At 71.6% G+C, this 18,652-nt stretch carries 15 protein-coding genes; 7 read left to right on the top strand and 8 right to left on the bottom strand.

The window, feature by feature from the left end:
• The first annotated feature begins 217 nt into the window (after positions 1–217).
• The 4 genes from ABEA87_RS10695 (at position 218) to ABEA87_RS10680 (ending at position 6,114) form a co-directional block, all read left to right on the top strand.
• Positions 218–1,405 carry a glycosyltransferase family 2 protein gene (locus ABEA87_RS10695; RefSeq protein WP_345628450.1) on the top strand — a complete coding sequence of 396 codons (1,188 nt, stop codon included), beginning with the start codon at positions 218–220 and terminating at the stop codon, positions 1,403–1,405.
• Entirely contained in the window at positions 1,392–3,254 is a 1,863-nt protein-coding gene (locus ABEA87_RS10690) for a lipopolysaccharide biosynthesis protein (protein ID WP_345628448.1), read from the top strand. The genes ABEA87_RS10695 and ABEA87_RS10690 overlap by 14 nt, the downstream gene beginning before the upstream one ends.
• 68 nt (positions 3,255–3,322) lie before the next feature.
• A complete protein-coding gene (locus ABEA87_RS10685) occupies positions 3,323–4,585 on the top strand; it encodes a rhamnosyltransferase WsaF family glycosyltransferase (protein WP_345628447.1) in 1,263 nt (420 codons plus the stop codon).
• A gap of 68 nt (positions 4,586–4,653) precedes the next feature.
• On the top strand, positions 4,654–6,114 hold the full coding sequence (locus ABEA87_RS10680; protein ID WP_345628445.1) for a hypothetical protein: 1,461 nt from the start codon (positions 4,654–4,656) through the stop codon (positions 6,112–6,114).
• Between the two features lie 98 nt (positions 6,115–6,212).
• Here ABEA87_RS10680 and ABEA87_RS10675 read toward each other — a convergent pair whose 3' ends face one another.
• From ABEA87_RS10675 to ABEA87_RS10655, 5 genes are all read right to left on the bottom strand, one after another.
• Positions 6,213–7,139, bottom strand: coding sequence for a glycosyltransferase family 2 protein (locus ABEA87_RS10675; RefSeq protein WP_345628443.1), 927 nt, complete (start codon positions 7,137–7,139; stop codon positions 6,213–6,215).
• Positions 7,136–8,128 (bottom strand): glycosyltransferase family 2 protein, encoded by a 993-nt coding sequence (locus ABEA87_RS10670; RefSeq protein ID WP_345628441.1) that lies wholly within the window; start codon positions 8,126–8,128, stop codon positions 7,136–7,138. The genes ABEA87_RS10675 and ABEA87_RS10670 overlap by 4 nt, the downstream gene beginning before the upstream one ends.
• A 26-nt stretch (positions 8,129–8,154) precedes the next feature.
• Entirely contained in the window at positions 8,155–8,886 is a 732-nt protein-coding gene (locus ABEA87_RS10665; RefSeq protein ID WP_345628439.1) for a WecB/TagA/CpsF family glycosyltransferase, read from the bottom strand.
• Positions 8,887–9,044: 158 nt separating this feature from the next.
• The gene (locus ABEA87_RS10660) at positions 9,045–10,103 is read right to left on the bottom strand and encodes a TolB-like translocation protein (RefSeq protein ID WP_345628437.1); all 1,059 of its coding nucleotides are present in this window, start codon (positions 10,101–10,103) and stop codon (positions 9,045–9,047) included.
• Complete coding sequence (locus ABEA87_RS10655; protein ID WP_345628435.1) at positions 10,100–11,422, bottom strand: MFS transporter; 1,323 nt, start codon at positions 11,420–11,422, stop codon at positions 10,100–10,102. The genes ABEA87_RS10660 and ABEA87_RS10655 overlap by 4 nt, the downstream gene beginning before the upstream one ends.
• Positions 11,423–11,638: 216 nt before the next feature.
• Between ABEA87_RS10655 and ABEA87_RS10650 the strand changes: the two genes are divergently transcribed.
• A complete protein-coding gene (locus ABEA87_RS10650; protein WP_345628434.1) occupies positions 11,639–12,232 on the top strand; it encodes an acyltransferase in 594 nt (197 codons plus the stop codon).
• Here ABEA87_RS10650 and ABEA87_RS10645 read toward each other — a convergent pair.
• Positions 12,226–13,410 (bottom strand): sugar transferase, encoded by a 1,185-nt coding sequence (locus ABEA87_RS10645; RefSeq protein WP_425570833.1) that lies wholly within the window; start codon positions 13,408–13,410, stop codon positions 12,226–12,228. The two genes, ABEA87_RS10650 and ABEA87_RS10645, sit on opposite strands and share 7 nt — an antisense overlap.
• A gap of 819 nt (positions 13,411–14,229) precedes the next feature.
• Between ABEA87_RS10645 and ABEA87_RS10640 the strand changes: the two genes are divergently transcribed.
• Entirely contained in the window at positions 14,230–14,853 is a 624-nt protein-coding gene (locus tag ABEA87_RS10640) for an NADPH-dependent F420 reductase (protein ID WP_345628432.1), read from the top strand.
• A gap of 7 nt (positions 14,854–14,860) precedes the next feature.
• Positions 14,861–16,339, top strand: a complete 1,479-nt coding sequence (locus ABEA87_RS10635; RefSeq protein WP_345628430.1) for an MFS transporter — start codon at positions 14,861–14,863, stop codon at positions 16,337–16,339.
• A 30-nt stretch (positions 16,340–16,369) separates the two neighbouring features.
• On the opposite strand, the gene ABEA87_RS10630 is transcribed toward ABEA87_RS10635, so the two are convergent.
• A complete protein-coding gene (locus ABEA87_RS10630; protein ID WP_345628428.1) occupies positions 16,370–17,167 on the bottom strand; it encodes a helix-turn-helix domain-containing protein in 798 nt (265 codons plus the stop codon).
• A gap of 103 nt (positions 17,168–17,270) precedes the next feature.
• A complete protein-coding gene (serA, locus tag ABEA87_RS10625) occupies positions 17,271–18,488 on the bottom strand; it encodes a phosphoglycerate dehydrogenase (RefSeq protein ID WP_345628426.1) in 1,218 nt (405 codons plus the stop codon).
• Positions 18,489–18,652 lie beyond the last annotated feature (164 nt).

Below are 18,652 nucleotides of genomic sequence, written 5' to 3'. Positions count from 1 at the left end.
TTGTCCGAGCACCGTGAGTGCGGCAGTCTGAGTTCAGTTGTCGATGAACGTCCACCCGGGGCGGCACCGTTTCGCGGCGCCGCCCCGATGGACTCTTCGGGGCGATAGCGGGCGGACGAATCATTGTTCAGGCGCACCGTTGGTGCATGAGACCGTTGATGCATGAACCGTTGGTACGTCGGTGATCCGCCGATCCGCGATCAAGGGAGCATCGGAATTGCTGAGTACCGCTGCGCAACGGCTGGCGCTCATCGGCGAAACGGGCGCCCGGGTGGTCCGGCCCCGACCGATGCGATCCAGGCCGCTGGTCTCCGTCGTCATCCCCTGCTACAACTACGGCCGGTACCTGCCCGGTTGTGTCGCCAGCGTGCTGGGCCAGCCGGACGTGGACATCGAGGTCGTCATCGTGGATGACGCGTCGCCCGACGGCAGCGCGGAAACGGTCCGGCGTCTGGTGGCCGGCGATCCCCGGATGCGAGCGATCTACCACGAGACCAACCAGGGCCACATCACCACCTACAACGACGGGCTGGCCACGGTGCGCGGCGAGTATCTCGTCCTGCTCTCGGCCGACGACCTGCTCGTGCCGGGCGCGCTCGGTCGCGCGACCGCGTTGATGGAGGCGCACCCGTCGGTGGGTCTGGCCTACGGGGCCACCGTGGACTTCACGGACACCCCACCGCCGGCCCGCACCGAGGCGACCACCTGGACGGTCTGGGCCGGCCAGGACTGGCTGGCGAACCGCTGCCGCCGGGGCCGCAACCCGTTGCTCTCGCCGGAGGCGGTGATGCGCACGTCGGTGTACCAGAAGCTGGGCGGCTACCGCGCCGATCTCCCGCACGCGGCCGACCTCGCGATGTGGCTCGGCGCGGCGATGGTGTCGGACGTCGGGTACGTGGGCGGAGCGGACCAGGCGTATTACCGGGTGCACGCGCAGAGCATGAGCAAGTCGGTGAACGCGGGCTGGGTGATCGACCTCCAGCAACGGCTGCGCACCTTCGACGTGACGCTCGGCGAGGCATCGCGGTCCGCCGAGACGGCCGCGCTGCTCGCGGCGGCGCACCGGGCGCTGGCCCGGCAGGCGCTGGGACACGCGATCGACGCGTGGGTCAGCGCGGCCGGCCGGGCCGCGACCCCCGACGATGCCGGCCGGCGGGGTGTCGAGAGCCACCGGGACAGCGCGACGCCCGACGACGGCACCGAGGCGCTCGTCGAGAACCTGGTCGACGTCGCGATGTCGGCCGACCCGGACGCCACCCGGCTGCCGGAGTGGCGGGTACTCCGGCGGATCCGGGGCAGGTCGGGCGGCGCGTTGCGGCGTAGCCCGTCGTTCCGGGTCCGCCAGTCGACCCGTGACCTCACCGACCGGGTTCGTTGGCGGCGGTGGCGGCGTGCGGGGGTCTGAGCCGGCGCCGGCCGACCGGCGGGATGCCGTCGGCGGACGTCACCGCGCCCCCGAACCCGCCGCGGGCGGCTCCCCGGTGGACCCGGGCGCAGTATTCGCCGCCGCCAGCCCAGCCGCCGCCGTCAACCCAGGCGCCGCCAAGCCAGCCGCCGCCACGCCCGGCCCCGTCGACCCGGCCGCCGGCATACCGGGCGCCACCGACCTACCCGCCGGCACACCCGGCGCCACCGACCTGCCCGCCGGCGCCGCGCCCGGCCCCGTCGACTCCGGTAGCGAAGAGCCCGGTGGGTCCGGTGGCTCGACCGCCGGACTGGGCCGGATGCTGGCGCGCGGCGCGCTGTGGAGTTCGCTGAGCACCGCCGTGCTCCGGCTCGGTCAGTTCGTGCTGAGCATCGTCGTCGCCCGCCTGATCTCCCCGCACGACTTCGGCGTCTTCGTCGTCGCGTCGACCGTCTACCTGATCGTCATCAACATCAGCGAGATCGGCGTGAGCACGGCGCTGGTCCGCGAGGTGGACAACGCCAAGCGGATCGCGCCGACCGTGTCCACCATCGCCACGGCGAACAGCGCCCTGCTGGCCGCCATCCTGTTCCTCGCCGCCCCCTGGCTGTCCGCCACCTTCGGGGCGCCGGGCGCCACCGCGGCGGTGCGGGTGCTCGCCATTCCCGTACTGCTGGCCGGGCCCACCGCCGTGCCGGCCGCGCTGCTGACCAGGGACTTCCGGCAGGGTCGCAAGATGGCCGCCGACCTCACCAACTTCGCCGTGGCCAACGCGACGCTGCTGGCCCTCGCGCTGACCGGCTCGGGCGTCATGGCGCTGGCATGGTCCCGGGTCGCCGGCCAGGTGGTCTCCGCCGTGCTGCTGTTCGTGCTGGCTCCCGAGCGGTACCGGCCCGGCTTCGACCGGCGGGAGGCCGGCCGGCTGCTGCGCTTCGGCGCGCCGCTGGCCGGCTCCAGCCTGGCCGTGTTCATCCTGAGCAACCTGGACTTCATGGTCGTGGGGCGGTTGGCCGGCCCGCTGGAGCTGGGCTACTACAACCTCGCGTTCACCGTGGCGAGCTGGCCGACCAGCATCTTCACCGCCATCCTCACCAGCGTCACGCTGCCGGCGCTGGCCCGGGTCAAGGGCGGCATCGCGGAGCTGGGCAGGCACGTGTCCGTCGCGCTGGCGGCGCTGTGCGCCGCGGCCTTCCTGGTCTCCGGGCTGTGCATGGTGCTCGCCCATCCGCTGGTCACCATCGTGTACGGCGCGCGCTGGTCGCCGGCCGCGGCGATCCTGGTCATCCTGGCGGTGTTCGGCGCGGTGCGGGTCATGCTGGCGCTGTTCTACGACGTGCTGGTCGCGCTGGACCACACCCGGTGGCTGTTCCACCTGCAGCTGATCTGGCTCGGCGTACTGCTGCCCGCGATGCTGCTGGGGGTGCACGAGGCCGGCGGGCGCGGTGCCGGCGTCGCGCACGTGGTGATCGCGGTGGCCGTGGTGGTACCGGTGCACCTGATAGTGCTCGCCCGTGCCGTCCGGTTCCCGCTGGCGCGGCTGCGCGCACCCGTGCTGTACCCGCTGCTGGCCGCCGGCCTCGCCGGGGCGGCCAGTATCCTGCTCGGCGGTCTGTTCGTTGGACCCTGGACAAAGCTGATATGGGGATGCCTCGCTTTTGTCGTGGTGTACCTCGCCGCGCTCGGGCGCTGGCTGTTGGCGATCAAACGTGAACTCACCGAGCTGTACGGACGCGGGGGCTCCCGCCCGGACGCGACGGATAGCACGCAGACGGAAGAACCCACCGATGAATGGCCGCAGCCGGAGCCGATGGTCGACCTGACCATGGCGGGCCGGGGTGAGGCGCCGTGAACGCGGTGCCGGGCGGTGGCCGGCGATGCAGGCCGCGAGATCGCGGCGAGACCTAGGGAGGCGCGGATATGCCGGCGGTTGCTGCGGGTCGGGCCCGAGAGGCCTGGCGGTTGCTGCGCGACGACGGTCCAAGGCGGTTGGCGCAACGGGTTTCCCGGGTGGCGTACAACCGGCTCGGGGCTGCGAGCCTGGACTTCCCGCTCGACTTCGACGACGTCGCGGACTCCCGCGAGCTCTCGCTGGCCACGCCCGCGACCCGGCCGGCACCCGGTACCCCGCTGACGGTCGGCTGGGTCTGCGTGCCACCGGGCCCTGGCTCCGGCGGGCACACCACCATGCTCCGGATGGTGGAGGCGGTCGAGGCCGCAGGCCACCGCTGCGTGCTGTACCTCTACGACCGGTTCCGGGGCGACCTCGCCCGGCACGAGCAGGTGATCCGCCGGCACTGGCCCGGAGTCCGTGCCGAGGTGCGGTCGGTCGAGGACGGCCTGGCGCCGCTGGACGCGTATGTGGCCTCCTCCTGGCAGACCGCGCACGTGCTGGCCGCCCGGGCCGAGGTGCCGACCCGCCGGCTCTATTTCGTGCAGGATTTCGAGCCGTACTTCTACCCGCAGGGCTCGGAGTACGCGCTCGCCGAAGACACTTACCGGTTCGGGTTCCGCTGCGTCACCGTCGGCCACATGCTCGCCCGGCTGCTGTGCGAGCGCTACGGAGCGATCGCGGAGGTCGCTGAGTTCGGCTGCGACACGGACGTGTACCGACTCGACGAGTCGGGCCCGCGCGACGGCGTGGTCTTCTACGCCCGCCGGGAAGTGGCCCGCCGGGGCTTCGAACTGGGCATGCTGGCCCTGATCGAATTTCACCGGCGCCAGCCGGGACGGCCGATCCACCTGTTCGGCGATCCCGGGGTGCGGGCACCCTTCCCGGCCGTCAACCACGGCCGCCTGACGCCGGCGGGCCTCGCCGCGCTCTACAACCGGTGTCGGGCCGGCATCGCCTTGTCATTCACGAATATCTCTCTGGTACCGGTCGAGATGCTGGCGTGCGGCGTCGTACCGGTGCTTAGCGGGCACGCTCAGCAGTCGTCCGATCTGGACAATCCACATCTGCGCTGGGCGGAGCCGACACCCGCACGGATCGCCGAGGAGTTGGAAGCCATCGTCTCCTCGTCCGATCCGCCCCCGGCTACGGTGTCCGCCAGCGTGCCGGCGTCGTCCGGCTGGAGTGCGGCGACTCGGATGGTCGTCGCGACCATCGAGGACGAGGTGTACGGCCACGGGCTGTACACCTCAGGAACAAGAAAGAACGGGGCAAGATCGCTGACCGCATGACCCGTGCGGTCGGTCGAGGGGTGGGGAAAATGTTCATAGCGGGTAGGCGAGTCACGAAGACCCATGCCATGTTCGCAGGCGGGCTGGCGGTGGCGCTGGCCGCCCTCACGGGTGGGGCCGTGATGGTCGTCGACGGGTACGTCAACGGGGGGAACAATCGGGCGGCGGTCGCCGCCGCGGACTCAGGGGTGTCACGGCGCGTCGTGCCGCAGGCCGGGGCGGGCTCGCATTCGCCGTCGCTCTCGCCGTCGTCGGCATCGGCCGCCGTCCGGCCCCTGGCCACGCCCGCGCCGACGGGGTCGGCGTCGCACGGCGGATCGGGTGCGCACCTGCGCCCGGTGGACGGGGGAGCGGGATATTACGGAAAGTTCCAGTCGCACCTGCCCACGGCGACGTCGTTCTTCCCGATCGGCGTCTGGCTGGAAAGCGTCGTCGAGCCGACCGACGCGACCAAGGACAAGGCGGCCGGCATCAACACGTACGTCCAGCTGACCGACACGAGCAACCCGAGCCTCGTACGGGCTGCGGGGATGTACACGATTCTCGACGACAGGCTGCCCGGCTCGGGGTCCGAGCAGGCCGGGTGGATGATCTCCGACGAGGTCGACATGTGGGGCGGCCCCGGCTCGTCGGCGTGGACCGGCCACTACCCCGGCAACGGTGACGTCTGCTCCCCGGCCAGCTCGCAGTGCGGCTACACGATCCAGCAGACGCTCAGCTCGAGGCTGCCGGCCGACAGCCGGATGCGTTACTCCAACTACGGCAAGGGCGTCACGTTCTGGGAGACCAACACCCAGGCGGCCCGCTTCGTCAACCAGTACCAGAACATCGTGTCGGCCGACAATTACTGGTTCACCGATCCGAACATCTGCGGCGCGCATGAGGGCGGATCGCTGTTCACCGACACGGCGCTGCCCGCCTCGTTGTGCCGCCGCGCGTCGAACTACGGGCGCACGATCGACCGGCTGCGTTCGCTGGTCTCACCGACCGGCAGCCGTCCCGTGTGGGGCTTCGTCGAGGTGGGCGAGCCGTTCACCGACCCGGTCACGCCGGCGATCACCCCAGCCCAGGTGGTGGCCGCGGTGTGGAGCAGCATCATCCACGGCGCCCGGGGCATCATCTACTTCAACCACAGCTTCAGCGGCCCGTGCCAGACGCAGCACGCGCTGCGCGAGCCGTGCTACTCGGCCGTGCGGGCGGCGGTCACCTCGGTGGACGCCCGGGTCGCGTCGCTGGCGCCGGTGCTCAACGCACCGTTCGCCGACGGCGTGGTGAAGGGCAGTTCGGGCGTTGACGTGTCCACGAAGTGGTCCGCGGGGCACTTCTACGTGCTGGCCGGCGCCAACACGACGGCCGCCCAGACCGCGACGTTCACGCTGCCCTGCGTCGGCAGCAACGCGCGGGTGAGCGTGCTGAACGAGAGCCGGACGATCACGATCGCGGGCGGTAAGTTCAGCGACCGGTTCGCAGACGGCAACGCCGTGCACATCTACCGGGTGGACGGCGGTTCGAGCTGCGGCGCCTACTGACCGCACACCCACCCGCCGGCTCACCCCGCACCGAAGCGGTCGGGGTGGGTCGGCGGGGCGGAGCGAGCTGACGGTGCGGGTCGGCGCGGTGAGGCGGGTCAGCGGGCCCGGGAGCTGTCGTCCCGTTCCCAGGAATCGTTGCGCGCCAACCGCCGCAGGACCCGGGCCGTCACCACGAATCCCGTGTAGACCGTCGCGTCGACCAGGCCGGAGAATCCGCTGCGCGCCAGCAGTCGGACGTCCCGGGCGGTGCGCCCGGAGGTCTCGTGCGCGGTGTCCGGGTTGCTGGCCTGGTGCTCCGCCTTGCCCCGGTACGTGCGGCGCAGCACCTTGAGCAGATCGCCGGTGCGGGCCGGCGCGGTGACCGTGACCGGCTCGCAGCTGGCCACCTCCACCTCGCCGGGGGCGAAGAGCTGGTCCACCCACAGGTCGTCGGCGACCAGATCGGGGAACTCGTCGAACCGGGCCCGCCCCTCGGCGGACAGCGCATAGGTACCCGCGCCCCACAGCGACCCGAGCACGGCCGGGATCCGAGCCCGGGCCCGGTAGTAGCGGCGCACCGGCCAGGTCGACCCCGAGGCGTCGTACCGCACCGGTGGGCGCCCGGCCAGCGGTCCGCCCGCGACCATCCGACCCAACCGGGTGAGCACCCGCCGGGCGGAGTCCGCGGGCAGCACCACGTCGGCGTCGAGGTACATCCTGGGCAGGGCGCTGGCCGCCCGGTCGCCCACGCGCAGCGCGGCCGGCTTGGAACCGACCTCGAGCTCGATCACCCGTACGCCGGCGAACGACCCGGCCACCTTGGCGGTCGCGTCGGTGCAGCCGTTGCACACGACAACGACCTCCAGCGCCCCGCTCGCGGCGAGCGCGGCCAGCGGCGCGAGGCAGTCCGCGATGACGGTCTCCTCGTTGTGCGCCGGAATGACCACGGAGCCCAGCGCCCCGCCGCCGTCGGCCGCCGCGTCGGCCGCCCGTGGAGAGCCGGCCGCCCGGGAAGAGCCGCCCGCCTGCGAAAGACCCGTCATCGCGCGTACTCCGGGTCGGCGGTGGCGGCCTGCGTAAGCGACCCGGGCCGGCCCGGCAGCTCCGCGCGCCGCCGCCCGGACCACAGCGCGGCCAGCGCCATCCGGTTGCCCGGCCGGCGTATCCGCAGCAGCTGGCCCAGCGTCACGGCCACCCGGAACGCGGCGGTCGCGGCCGGACCGTGGTACTTGCGGAAATAGCGCACCCGGTTCACCTCGTTCAGTGCGGTCAGGGCCGGTCCCGTACCCGAGCCGGCACCCTCGTGGAAGACCCGCGCGTCCGGGACGTACTGGATGGTCCGGCCGGCCTCGCGCAGGCGGCGGGAGTAGTCCGTCTCCTCCGAGTAGAGGAAGAAGCTCTCGTCCCAGTCGCCGACGGCGGCGTCCGCCTCGGCCGTGACGACCAGCACCGCACCGGTGGCCCAGTCGGCCGGCCCCTCGGCGTCGTACCGTCGCGGGTCCCAGACCATCTCCGACAGCCAGCCGGGCCGGCCGGCCCAGCGCCGGCCGAGCAGCGCGTCGCCGAGCACCCGGGTGGTGGACGGCTCCCGGCGCAGCGACGGGAACGTGGCCGCCTCGTCGCCGGCCTCGACGAACCGGGGCACCGCCGCGCCGGCCGCCGGCCGGCAGGCCGCGGCGATCAGCCACGCCAGGCTGGCCGGGGCGAGGCGCAGGTCGGGGTTGAGGATGGCGACGGTACGGGTGGGGCCGAGGCTGCCCCGCAGGTGCTTGCGCCCGGCATTGATGCCGCCCGCGTAGCCGAGGTTGGCTCCCGTGCGCAGGAGGGTGACGCCGGGCCGCCCGGCGATGGCGGACTCGATGTCGTCGGCCGAGTCGTTGTCGACCACCAGCGCCCGCACCCGCATGCCCGGTGCGGCCCGGGGCAGCGTGTCGAGCAGTCCCGGCAGGTCCGCCGCGCTGTTGTAGGTGACCACGATGGCGGTGCAGTCAACGAAGGCCGACGGGTCCGGCTCCAATCCCTCGCGACTCATCCGCATGACTCGTTCGCTCCGCTCACTCATCGGGCCCCGCTCGCCTCTCGGCGCGAGTCCGTCCACAGCCGCCACATGGCCGGCGGGCCCTGGACGCAGTACCGGCGGGTGAGCCGGCGTGGCTCCCGGGACAACCGGTAGAGCCACTCCACCCCTGCGTGACGTACCCAGCCGGGTGCCCGCGAGGCGGTACCGGCCAGGAAGTCGGTCGCCGCCCCGAACGCGAGCAGCACCCGTGCCCCGCTGGCCGCCGCGTGCCGCTGGATCCAGCGCTCCTGCCGCGGCTTGCCCAGCCCCACGACGAGCAGATCCACGTTGGCCAGCCGCACCGATTCGGCGAGCCCGGCCGCCGCGGCCGGGTCGGTGAGTTCGGCGCGCTGCGGTGCCCAGAATCCCGCCACGCTCAGCTCGGGGTACCGGTCGGCCAGCACCGGCCGCACGAGGTCATGCATCTGGGCGCTGCCGCCCAGAAAGCCCACCCGGGACCGGGCCGCCTGCGCGGTGTCCAGCAGCTCCGGCAACAGGTCGGAGCCCGCCAGCAGCGGCCACTCCCGCCCGGTCAACCGCGTCGCGTGGCGGACCATCGGCGCGCCGTCGAGCAGGATCAGCCACTCCGGGGAATTCCCGCTCACGTCGATGTCCGGCGCGCTGCGCCCGCCCGACCCGAAGTGGTGCACGTGGTCGAGGTTGGCCGACCCGATCGCCAGCGGTGACCGTGGTTCCGGCACCCTGGGTCCGGCGAGTCGGTCGCCCACCACCGAAACCACCTCGTCGCGTCGCCGGAGGTCGACGAGCACACCTCCCAGCACGATCCTTGATGCGTCTGCGGGTCTGCTGACGGCCGTCACGCACCCACTCCTTCCGATTCCGGGCCGAGGGCGTCCGCGTGGGTATTGGCTGGAGGACGCGTTCACGGTCACCGCACCACGCTGGGCGACCACGCGTTGTGGACGAAGACGCGGGCGGAGCCGGTGCCGTCCGCGGGAACCACCCAGACGTCCTGGGTGGCCGCCGCCGCGCCGATGCGCGGCAGTCCATAGAGGACGTGGTCGTTGTCCAACCACTCCACCTGGTCATCGACGCTGCGCGGCTCGGCGAGCAGGGTCTCTTTGCCGGTCGTCAGGTCGTAAACGGCCAGACGCCAATGTCCGGCCGGCAGGTCGCCGTGCTTCTTGAAGGCGATCCGGGTCTTGTCCGGCGACAGCGAGGGGCACTCGACGTCCTCGCGGATCGACACCATGCGGCGCTGCGCGATGCTGCCGCGCACCAGCCAGGTGTGACCACCGGTCGCCGCGGTGGCGTAGAACGTGTCGTCGTCGGCGAACGTCACGCCCCAGAAGTTGCGGTCGGCCGCGGTGACCCGCCGGCCATCGATGACGAGGGTGAACTGTTCGAGGTCGGCGATCTGCTGACCGTCGGTGTGGGCGATGAGCGTGCGGGTGGAGAACTGCCCAGGGTTGGTGTAGGAGTCGCCGTACACGAAGGTGGTGGTGACGTTCAGGCTGCCGTCCGGCGACATCCTGGCCCGGCTGGGCAGTCCGGGTAGCGGTGCCTGGCCCACGGTCTGCCAGTCCGGCCCCAGGGTCAGCGCCCGGTAGGTGGTGACCATCCCGCGATCGGCCACCAGGCACAGCGCGGACGCCCTGCCGGCGTACACCCGGTCGCAACTGGTCGGGGTGATGGCCCGCGGACCGTCCGGATTGGACAGTGAAGCCACGGCGATGTGGCCGTAGCCCGATCCCAGCGCGGTGCTGCGGAACACCACGTGCGGCCCGCTGGACACCGCGGCCAGCGAGGTGGTGGCGGTCTTCGGGCCCTTGGCCGATGCCTCGGCCCGCTGGCCGTGTGCGTACACCACATATCCGACCGCGACCGCGACCGCGACGGCGGTGATCGCGGCCAGGATGGCCAGGCGCAGCCGCTGGTTGCCGCCCGACCCGGGCTCGCCGGCGGTCGGATCGGCCGGCGAGGTCATCGGGCCGCCCCCTCGGAGGCGCCGTCCATCGTGGGAGCGCCGTCCGTCGTGGGGGCGCCGCCAGTCGGGGCGGCGTCCATCGTGGGGGCGCCGCCCCTCGTCGAGGTGCCGGCTCCGGCGGGGGCGGTGCCGGCGTCGCCGAGCGGCGTGGTGTCGCCGGCGCCGGGGCCGCGCAGCAGCCACCAGGCCACCGGGACGGCCGCCCCGAGCAGGACCGCCGCCAGCAGCAGCGCGTCGCGCGGACCGACCAGCGTCCACAGCACGCCGAACGCGACCGACGAGGCGAACCGGGCGAGTACCTGTACGGTCTGCGCCGCGGCCAGCCCGCTGCCCCGGGTACCGGCCGGAATCAGCCGGCTCACCAGGGCGGAGAGCACCCCGTCGGTGGCCGCGTAGAACACGCCCAGCAGCAGGAGGGTGACGATGGTCCACGCGGTGCCGGCCGAGGGCAGCGCCCCGACCAGGTACCCGATGACGAGCACCACGTGCCCGCCGATGAAGACCGGGGCGCGCCCGATCCGGTCGGCCAGCCGGCCCAGCGGTACGGCCAGGCACAGGTAGGAGATGTTGGTGCCCACGTACAGCAGCGGGAACCACAGCGCCGCGAAGCCGTCGCGCCGCTGCAGGGACAGGTACAGGAAGCCGTCCCCGACGGTGAACAGCCCGAGCAGCGTGCAGGCGATCAGCGGGCCGCGCAGCCGGGCGGAGACCATCACCCGCACCAGCGCCCGGGCGGCCGGCCGCACGGTACCGGCACCGGTGCGCCGGTCGGGTACGGCCAGCACGATCATGGCCACCCCGATCACCGCTACGGCGAACGAGACCACCCAGATCGAGCTGTACCCGTCGGGCACGGCCAGCAGGACGGCGAAGGCCACCAGCGGGCCGATCGCCGCGCCCAGGGTGTCCAGGGTGCGGTGCACCCCGAACGCCCGGCCCAGCATGCCGGGCTCGGTGACGTCGGCGATGAGCGCGTCGCGCGGCGCGGTGCGCAGCCCCTTGCCCAGCCGGTCCGCCGTGATGACACCGGTGATCGAGGCGAGCCCGTGCGCCGGGATCATCGCCAGTCGGCTGGCCGCGGAGATCCCGTACCCGGCGACGGCCACCCACTTGGGCCGGTCGTGCCGGTCCCCGGCGTACCCGCCCACGACCCGCAGCAGCGCGCTCACGCCCTGGTACAGGCCGTCGACGAAGCCGTACGCGACCAGCCCCATGCCCACCTCGGCGGTCAGGTACAGCGGCAGGACGGCGTTGACCATCTCCGACGAGATGTCGGTCAGCATGCTGACCACACCCAGCAGGAAGACGGTCGTCGCCACCCGGCGCAGGATCGGGGGGGTTCCCGGGCCGGGTGTCTTGGCGGGGCGGTCCCGGATCGAGAGGTACACGCGTGCTCCAAACTGATCGGCTGCACGGAACCCCCACCCGGTCCCGGACAGGTACACCGACGAAACTGTTTGTCCGCCCGGAATTTCGGCTACCGTTTGCCGCGTGCGGCGCCGTGGCCGCATCCGGTGCGTCGAGAGGACAGCGACATGAGCACCCGCATCGCCCCAACCGCCGACGTGGACGATCGCGCGAGCATCGGCGCGGGCACCTCCATCTGGCACCTCGCCCAGATCCGCGAGGGTGCCGTGGTGGGTAAGGGCTGCAACATTGGCCGCGGCGCGTATGTGGGCCCGGGCGTGCGCCTGGGCGACAACGTGAAGCTGCAGAACTACGCGCTCGTGTACGAGCCGGCGGTGCTGGGCGACGGTGTGTTCATCGGGCCGGGCGCGGTGCTCACCAACGACGAGTACCCGCGGGCGGTCACGCCGGACGGCCGGCTCAAGACCGGCGACGACTGGCACGCGGTCGGCGTGACGGTGGGCGAGGGCGCGTCGATCTCGGCGCGCGCGGTGTGCGTGGCACCGGTACGCGTCGGCCGCTGGGCGCTGGTCGCCGCCGGCGCGGTGGTGGTCAGGGACGTACCCGACTTCGCACTCGTGGTGGGTGTGCCGGCCCGCCGGATCGGTTGGGTGGGGCGGGCCGGGATACCGCTCGTGGCCAAGGACGGCAATGTCTTCACGTGCCCCAGCACTGGCGCCGAGTACGTGGAGACCGGCGGGGTGCTGAGCGAGGCTCAGTAGGCTCCGGCGCTTCGGCATACCGCGAACACCGTCCGGGCAAGGATCATCACGTCCATCGCGAACGACCAGTTCTCCACGTACTGCAGGTCGAGTCGGATCGACTCCTCCCAGGACAGGTCGGAGCGGCCGGACACCTGCCAGAGTCCGGTCAGTCCCGGCTTGACCACGAGCCGGCGGCGCATGTCGAACGGGTACTCGGCCACCTCGCGGGGCAGCGGCGGCCGGGGACCCACCAGGGACATGTCGCCCTTGGCCACGTTGATCAGCTGCGGGACCTCGTCGAGGGAGAACTTGCGCAGCCAGCGGCCGACCGGGGTAACCCGCGGATCGTTGCGCATCTTGAACAGGGTGCCGCCGGTCTCGTTGAGGTGGCTCAGCTCGGCCAGCCGGGACTCGGCGTCCTGGTACATGGTGCGGAACTTGTACATCACGAACTGCTGGCCGTTGCGGCCCACGCGGGTCTGCTGGAAAATCACCGGGCCAGGCCGGCCCGGCGTCGTCTTGATGAGCACGGCGATCGTCAGCAGGACCGGTGCCAGCACCAGCAGCCCGACCAGCGACGCGACCCGGTCGAAGATTCCCTTGAACACCCGCCGGCCACCCTTGAGCCGCGGGTGCTCCACGTGCAGCAGCGGCAGGCCGTCGACCGGGCGGATGGTGGTCCGGTCGCCGGCCACGTCGACCAGGGTGCTGGCCACGATCAGGTCGATGTCGTCGCGCTCCAGCTTCCAGGCGAGCCGGCGCAGCGCGGTGCCGTCCAACTCCGGGCAGGACAGCACGATCACGGTGTCCGCGTGCGCCCGCTGGACTGCCTGGGCGACCTCGTCGAAGCTGCCGTAGACCGGCGGCAGCCCGGGCAGCCGGCGCAGCACCGGCTGGCCCGGCGCCGGTGCTCCGCCGTTGCCGGCCGGGACTCCCGCGCCGTTCGGCGTGAACGCGCCGCCCGGGACGCCCCGCGCGAGCGTGCCGGCCTCGACGAACGCCCGGGGCAGGCACACGCCCACCACGCCCATGCCGTGGTAGCGCTCGCGGCGCAACTGCCGGGTGGTCTCCTGGGCGGCCTGCTCGTGGCCGACCAGTATGACCCGGCGCAGGCGTTCGCCGCTGGCCCAGGCGGCGTGCAGTCGCCGGCGCATGAACCATCGCACGGACAGCCCGGCGACAATGGCCAACGGCATTGCGATGACGATGTAGCCCCGGGCCAGGCGCAAATCAAACGTGAATGAAAGAATGGCTAGTGCGGCAGTCATCCCAACGCCGGCTCGAAATACCCGTTCGTACTCATCGTTTCCTACGAACAGGTACCTTGGTTCGAACGCTCGGTAAATTGTCAACGTGAGCAGCCAGGCGAACGGCAACGCGAGAGTGAACCACAAATAGTCCCGGTTGTACGTTTCATCGACCGACGAGCCAAAACGGGAGATCAGTGCTACCCCGGCAGCGACCATCCCGACCAAAAGATCAAGCAGCACCAGAAGACGCACGTACCGGGCTTCCCAGCCGGTACGGGCAAACCCCGCCTCGTTGGGCAGATCCAGCGGGGCCAAGGGGACCGTGATCGTCGTTTCATGGTCTACGGCAGCATTGGCAGTCGAGACGAAGTTGATCGTCGTCACCGTTCCCCTCCGTAATGTCCCCGGTTAATCGTCAGATGCTTTCGGTCGTGCAAACGGCGAAACTGGTGGGTGGGAAATGGTCGGACCGCCGGACGGGAATCCTCCCCGGAAAAAGCCTGCGGTGCGAACCCGATTTTCGCCAGTGTCATCATCGTGGCCATCGGGCGGATGTCACCTTGCTGACAAACAAAACGGGGCATTGTTGGCCATCATCACCGAACCGGCGTATCGGCTGGCCCCACCCAGTTTGCCCGCAGCCCCGCGTCGTCGCATTTTCCAGGGTCAGTACCGATGAATGCCGAACTCGGGGTTTCAGTGCCGAGACGTCCGGCTTCGGGTGGCCTGAGGGTTAGCCCGACGGGGGCCGGGTAGCTAGTCGTCATGCGGATCGGGATCATCGGAGCCGGGCACATCGGCAGCACCCTCGCCAGGTACTTCGTCTCCGCCGGGCACGACGTGGCCATCGCCAATTCGCGGGGACCGGAGACGCTGCGCGAGCTGGAGTCCAGCCTCGGCACCAAGGCGCGCGCCGAGACCCCGGCCCGGGCCGCCCGATTCGGCGAGTTGGCGGTGCTCTCGGTGCCGTTCGGCCGCTACCGCGAGGCCCCGGCCGAGGAACTGGCCGGCAAGCCGGTGGTGGATGCGACGAACTACTACCCGGAACGCGACGGCCGCTACCCCGACCTGGACTCCGACAGCACCACGTCCAGCGAACTGGTCCAGCGGCACCTGCGCGATTCCCGGGTGGTCAAGGCGTTCAACACGATCCCCTGGGACACCCTGCAGGACACCCCGCGCACCGGCGGCGAGGCGCTGCTGTACGGGGTCCCGGTCGCCGGCGACGACGACGGCGCCAAGCGCTGCGTGTTCGACCTCATCGAGGAGATGGGCTTCCAGCCGGTGGACTCGGGCGGCCTGGCCCAGGGAGGACGCAAACAGCAACCCGGCTCCCCGGTGTACGGCACCGAACTGCCCGCGAACGAGCTGCTTCCGCGGCTGAGCTGAGCCGGTCGTGCAGGCAGGCGGGGCCGCCGAGGAGTCGGCCGAATACACGCCCGACCCGCGCCGCTGGAAGGCCCTCGCGGTCTGCCTGGTGGCCGGGTTCATGTCGCTGCTGGACGTCAGCATCGTCAACGTCGCGCTGCCCTCGATCAAGGTGGGGCTGCACGGTACGCAGAGCGACCTGCAATGGGTGGTCTCCGGGTACGCGTTGACCTTCGGGCTGGTGCTGGTCCCCTCCGGGCGGTTCGGCGACGCCCGCGGCCGGCGCAACGTGTTCATCCTCGGCGTGGCGGTGTTCGCGCTGGCCAGCGCCGGGTGCGGCATCTCGCCCAACGCGATGCTGCTCATCATCACCCGGTTGATCCAGGGACTGGCGGCCGGCCTGCTCATTCCGCAGGTGAGCGGGCTGATCCAGCAGCTGTTCCGGGGCGCCGAGCGGGGCCGGGCCTTCGGCCTGCTGGGCGCCACGATCGGCATCTCCACGGCGGTCGGACCGCTGCTCGGCGGGGTGCTCATCGCGATCTTCGGCGAGCGGGAGGGCTGGCGGTACGTGTTCTACGTCAACGTGCCGATCGGCGCCCTGGCCATCCTCCTCGCGTACCGGCTGATCCCGGCCAGGCGCCCGGAGCAGCGCCGCCGGCAGCACCTCGACCCGGTCGGCGTGATCCTGCTCGGCCTCGGGGTGGTCCTGCTCCTGCTGCCGCTGGCCGAGGAGCAGGAGTGGCGCGGCCAGGCCAAGTGGCTGTTGGTGGTCGCCGCGGTGGGGGTATTCGTCGCGTTCATCTTCTGGGAGCGGCGGTACGGGCGCAGCCGCGACTCCCTGATCAACCTGGAGCTGTTCCGCAGGCGCTCGTACGCGCTCGGCCTGCTGATAGGTCTGATCTACCTCGCCGGCTTCACCGCCACCTTCTTCGTGTTCACCCTCTTCCTGCAGCAGGGGAAGCACTACAGCGCGCTGGAGGCGGGCGTCGCGGTCACCCCGTTCGCGGCCGGCTCCGCGGTCTCCGCGGCGCTGGCCGGTCGCGTGATCACCAAGCTGGGCCGGCCGCTGGTCGCGGCCGGCCTGGCGATGGTGGCGCTCGGCGTCGGCGGTGCGGTCGTGGCGGTGCATCTGGTGCCCGGGCGCGGCGTCGGCTTCGCCACCGCGGCGCCACTGCTGCTGGCCGGGGTGGGCAGCGGAGCGGTGATCTCACCCAACCTGACCCTGACCCTGTCCGAGGTGCCGGTGCGCGAGGCCGGCAGCGCGGGCGGAGTGCTGCAGACCTTCCAGCGCATCGGCTCGGCGATCGGCATCGCCACGGTCGGGTCGGTGTTCTTCGCGACCGTCGCCTCCACCCACAACGACTACTCGTCCGCCTTCCAGCGGGCGGTGCTACTCAGTGTCGCGTTCGACGTCGTCGCGCTGTGCGCGGCACTGGTCGACGTGTTCGCCGGGCGGGCCGAGAACGCGCGCCAACGGCGCGCCGACCGGGCCGGCCGGCACGCCTGACACAAAGTCCAGTGTGGACGGTGGCGGGAGCTACCGGGCGGTCAGGAACGCGGCCGTCTGCGGATCGGCCGGGAAGAAGGACTCGATCGCCAGCTCGGACAGGGTGATGTCCAGCGGGGTGCCGAACACGGCCGTGGTGCTGAAGAACGAAAGGTTCCGGTCGCCGTACCGGTAGTGCAGCGGCACCACAATGGACGGACCGATCGCCGGCGACCCGGCCGGGTGCTCCGGCGACTGGTACGCCGACACCTCCTCGTGCAGCTCGGACAGCACCGGGTCGGCGGTCGCCGCGGCCTGCCGCTGCAGCCGGTCGAGCAGGTGCCCGCGCCACTCCGCGAGATTCGTGATGTGCCGGGCCATCCCGCCCGGGTGCAGCCCCAGCCGCAGCACGTTGACCGGCGGTGCCAGCAGCTCGGGCGCGCAGCCCTCGGTGAACAGGGCGATGCCGGCGTTCGCGTCCAACAGGTTCCAGTGCCGGTCGACCATCAGGGCCGGGTACGGCTCGTGCCCGGCCAGCACCCGGCGGACCGCCTCGCGTACCGCCGCCATCTCCGGCGCGGACAGCGCGGTCTCCGGGTACGCCGGCGCGTACCCGCCGGCCAGCAGGACCTGGTTGCGTTCGCGCAGCGGCACATTCAGCTGTTCGGTCAGCCGCACGATCATTTCGCTGCTCGGCTTGGACCGCCCGGTCTCCACGAAACTGAGGTGGCGGGTGGAGATGTCGGCCTGGATGGACAGCTCCAGCTGGCTGAGCCGGCGGCGCTCGCGCCACTGGCGCAGCAGTTCGCCGACCGGCGGCCGGGGGGATTGGAGCGAAGTGCTGATCATGTCCCCATTCTCGCCCGGCCCCGGAGCATTCGCGATTACCCGACAGGTAACGGTGGCCGGACATGCGGCCGGCCCGGGCGTTCGCCTCGGGCCGGCCGGTGGGTCACCTGACCACGCGAAGGCGCACGGTCTCGGTCATGTCCCGCAGCCGGGTCAGCACGTTCTCCGAGTAGTCGGAGCCGATGTCGGTGAGCAGGTAGCCCAGCTCGCCCCGGGTGGACAGCAACTGCCCTTCCACGTTCACGCCGTGCTCCGCCAGGATGCTGTTGACCTGGGCCAGTACGCCGGGCATGTTGCGGTGGATGTGCACCAAACGGTAGGTGCCGGGCTGCTGCGGCAGCGCGATGGCCGGCAGGTTCGACGACAGCGTGGTGTTGCCCTCGTTGACGTACTGGGCCAGCTTGCCGGCCACGAACCCGCCGATGTCCGCCTGCGCCTCCTCGGTGGAGCCGCCGATGTGCGGGGTGAGGATCACGTTGGGCAGGCCGCGCAGCTCGGAGACGAACTCGTCACCCCGGCCCTTGGGCTCCTCGGGGAAGACGTCCACGGCCGCGCCGGCCAGGTGCCCGGAGGCCAGGTGCCGGCGCAGCGCCGCGTGGTCGATAACGAAGCCGCGGCTGAGGTTGAGGAACAGGCTGTGCTCGCGCATCCTGGCGAACTGCTCCTCGCCGAAGAATCCGCTGTTGCCCGGCCGGCCGTCCACGTGCAGGGTCACCACGTCGGAGCGCTCGAGCAGCTCGTCGAGGGTGCCGCAGCGCTGCGCGTTACCCAGGGTCAGCTTGTCCGCGGTGTCGTAGAAGTACACGCGCATGCCCAGGTTCTCGGCCAGCACCGAGAGCTGGGTACCGATGTTGCCGTACCCGACGATGCCCAGGCTGCGCCCGCGCACCTCGTGGCTGCCGTCGGCGGCCTTGTCCCAGAGTCCGGCGTGCATTCCCGAGTTCTTCTCGGTCAGCCGCCGGGTGAGAGCGATGATCTCCGCGAGCGCGAGCTCGACCACGCTGCGGGTGTTGGAGAAGGGCGCATTGAAGACGGCGACGCCGGCGGCGGCCGCGGCGGACAGGTCAATCTGGTCGGTACCGATGCAGAACGCACCAATGGCGACCAGATCGGACGCGGCCTCAATGACCCGCGCGGTGACCTGCGTCTTTGATCGGATGCCCAGCAGCGAGACGCCGTCGATCCGCTCGATCAACTCGTCCTCGTCCAGCGCCCGCCCGAGGGTCTCCACGTGGTAGCCCTCGGCCTCCATCCGGGAAATCGCATCCGGATGGATGTTCTCGAGAAGAAGTACTCGTACCTTTTCGCGGTCGATCATCATCAGTCCAGTTCCGAGCCGAGCCCCAGCCCGCCGGACGCGACAATGGGTCCGGCCACCGGTCGAGCCTAGCCCAGGCTTGCCCAAACCCGGCCCTCCGGTGGCGCCCGCCACCGCCGAGTGACGCGGCCGGGCGCCCCCCACGGGGCGCCGTGAGCGGGCCACCG

The organism is Rugosimonospora acidiphila (assembly GCF_039543385.1).
Classification (GTDB): Bacteria; Actinomycetota; Actinomycetes; order Mycobacteriales; family Micromonosporaceae; genus Rugosimonospora; species Rugosimonospora acidiphila.
Note: the sequence above shows the minus strand (reverse complement) of the source record. Positions and strands in the feature narration are given on the sequence as shown.

Excerpts from the sequence above, each read along its gene's own strand:
- ABEA87_RS10640 (WP_345628432.1), top strand. The coding sequence starts at position 14,230 with ATGCGGATCGGGATCATCGGAGCCGGGCACATCGGCAGCACCCTCGCC.
- ABEA87_RS10685 (WP_345628447.1), top strand. The coding sequence starts at position 3,323 with ATGCCGGCGGTTGCTGCGGGTCGGGCCCGAGAGGCCTGGCGGTTGCTG.
- ABEA87_RS10670 (WP_345628441.1), bottom strand. The coding sequence starts at position 8,128 with ATGAGTCGCGAGGGATTGGAGCCGGACCCGTCGGCCTTCGTTGACTGC.
- ABEA87_RS10645 (WP_425570833.1), bottom strand. The coding sequence starts at position 13,410 with ATGCCGTTGGCCATTGTCGCCGGGCTGTCCGTGCGATGGTTCATGCGC.
- ABEA87_RS10680 (WP_345628445.1), top strand. The coding sequence starts at position 4,654 with ATGTTCGCAGGCGGGCTGGCGGTGGCGCTGGCCGCCCTCACGGGTGGG.
- ABEA87_RS10650 (WP_345628434.1), top strand. The coding sequence starts at position 11,639 with ATGAGCACCCGCATCGCCCCAACCGCCGACGTGGACGATCGCGCGAGC.
- ABEA87_RS10675 (WP_345628443.1), bottom strand. The coding sequence starts at position 7,139 with ATGACGGGTCTTTCGCAGGCGGGCGGCTCTTCCCGGGCGGCCGGCTCT.
- ABEA87_RS10660 (WP_345628437.1), bottom strand. The coding sequence starts at position 10,103 with ATGACCTCGCCGGCCGATCCGACCGCCGGCGAGCCCGGGTCGGGCGGC.
- ABEA87_RS10630 (WP_345628428.1), bottom strand. The coding sequence starts at position 17,167 with ATGATCAGCACTTCGCTCCAATCCCCCCGGCCGCCGGTCGGCGAACTG.
- serA (WP_345628426.1), bottom strand. The coding sequence starts at position 18,488 with ATGATGATCGACCGCGAAAAGGTACGAGTACTTCTTCTCGAGAACATC.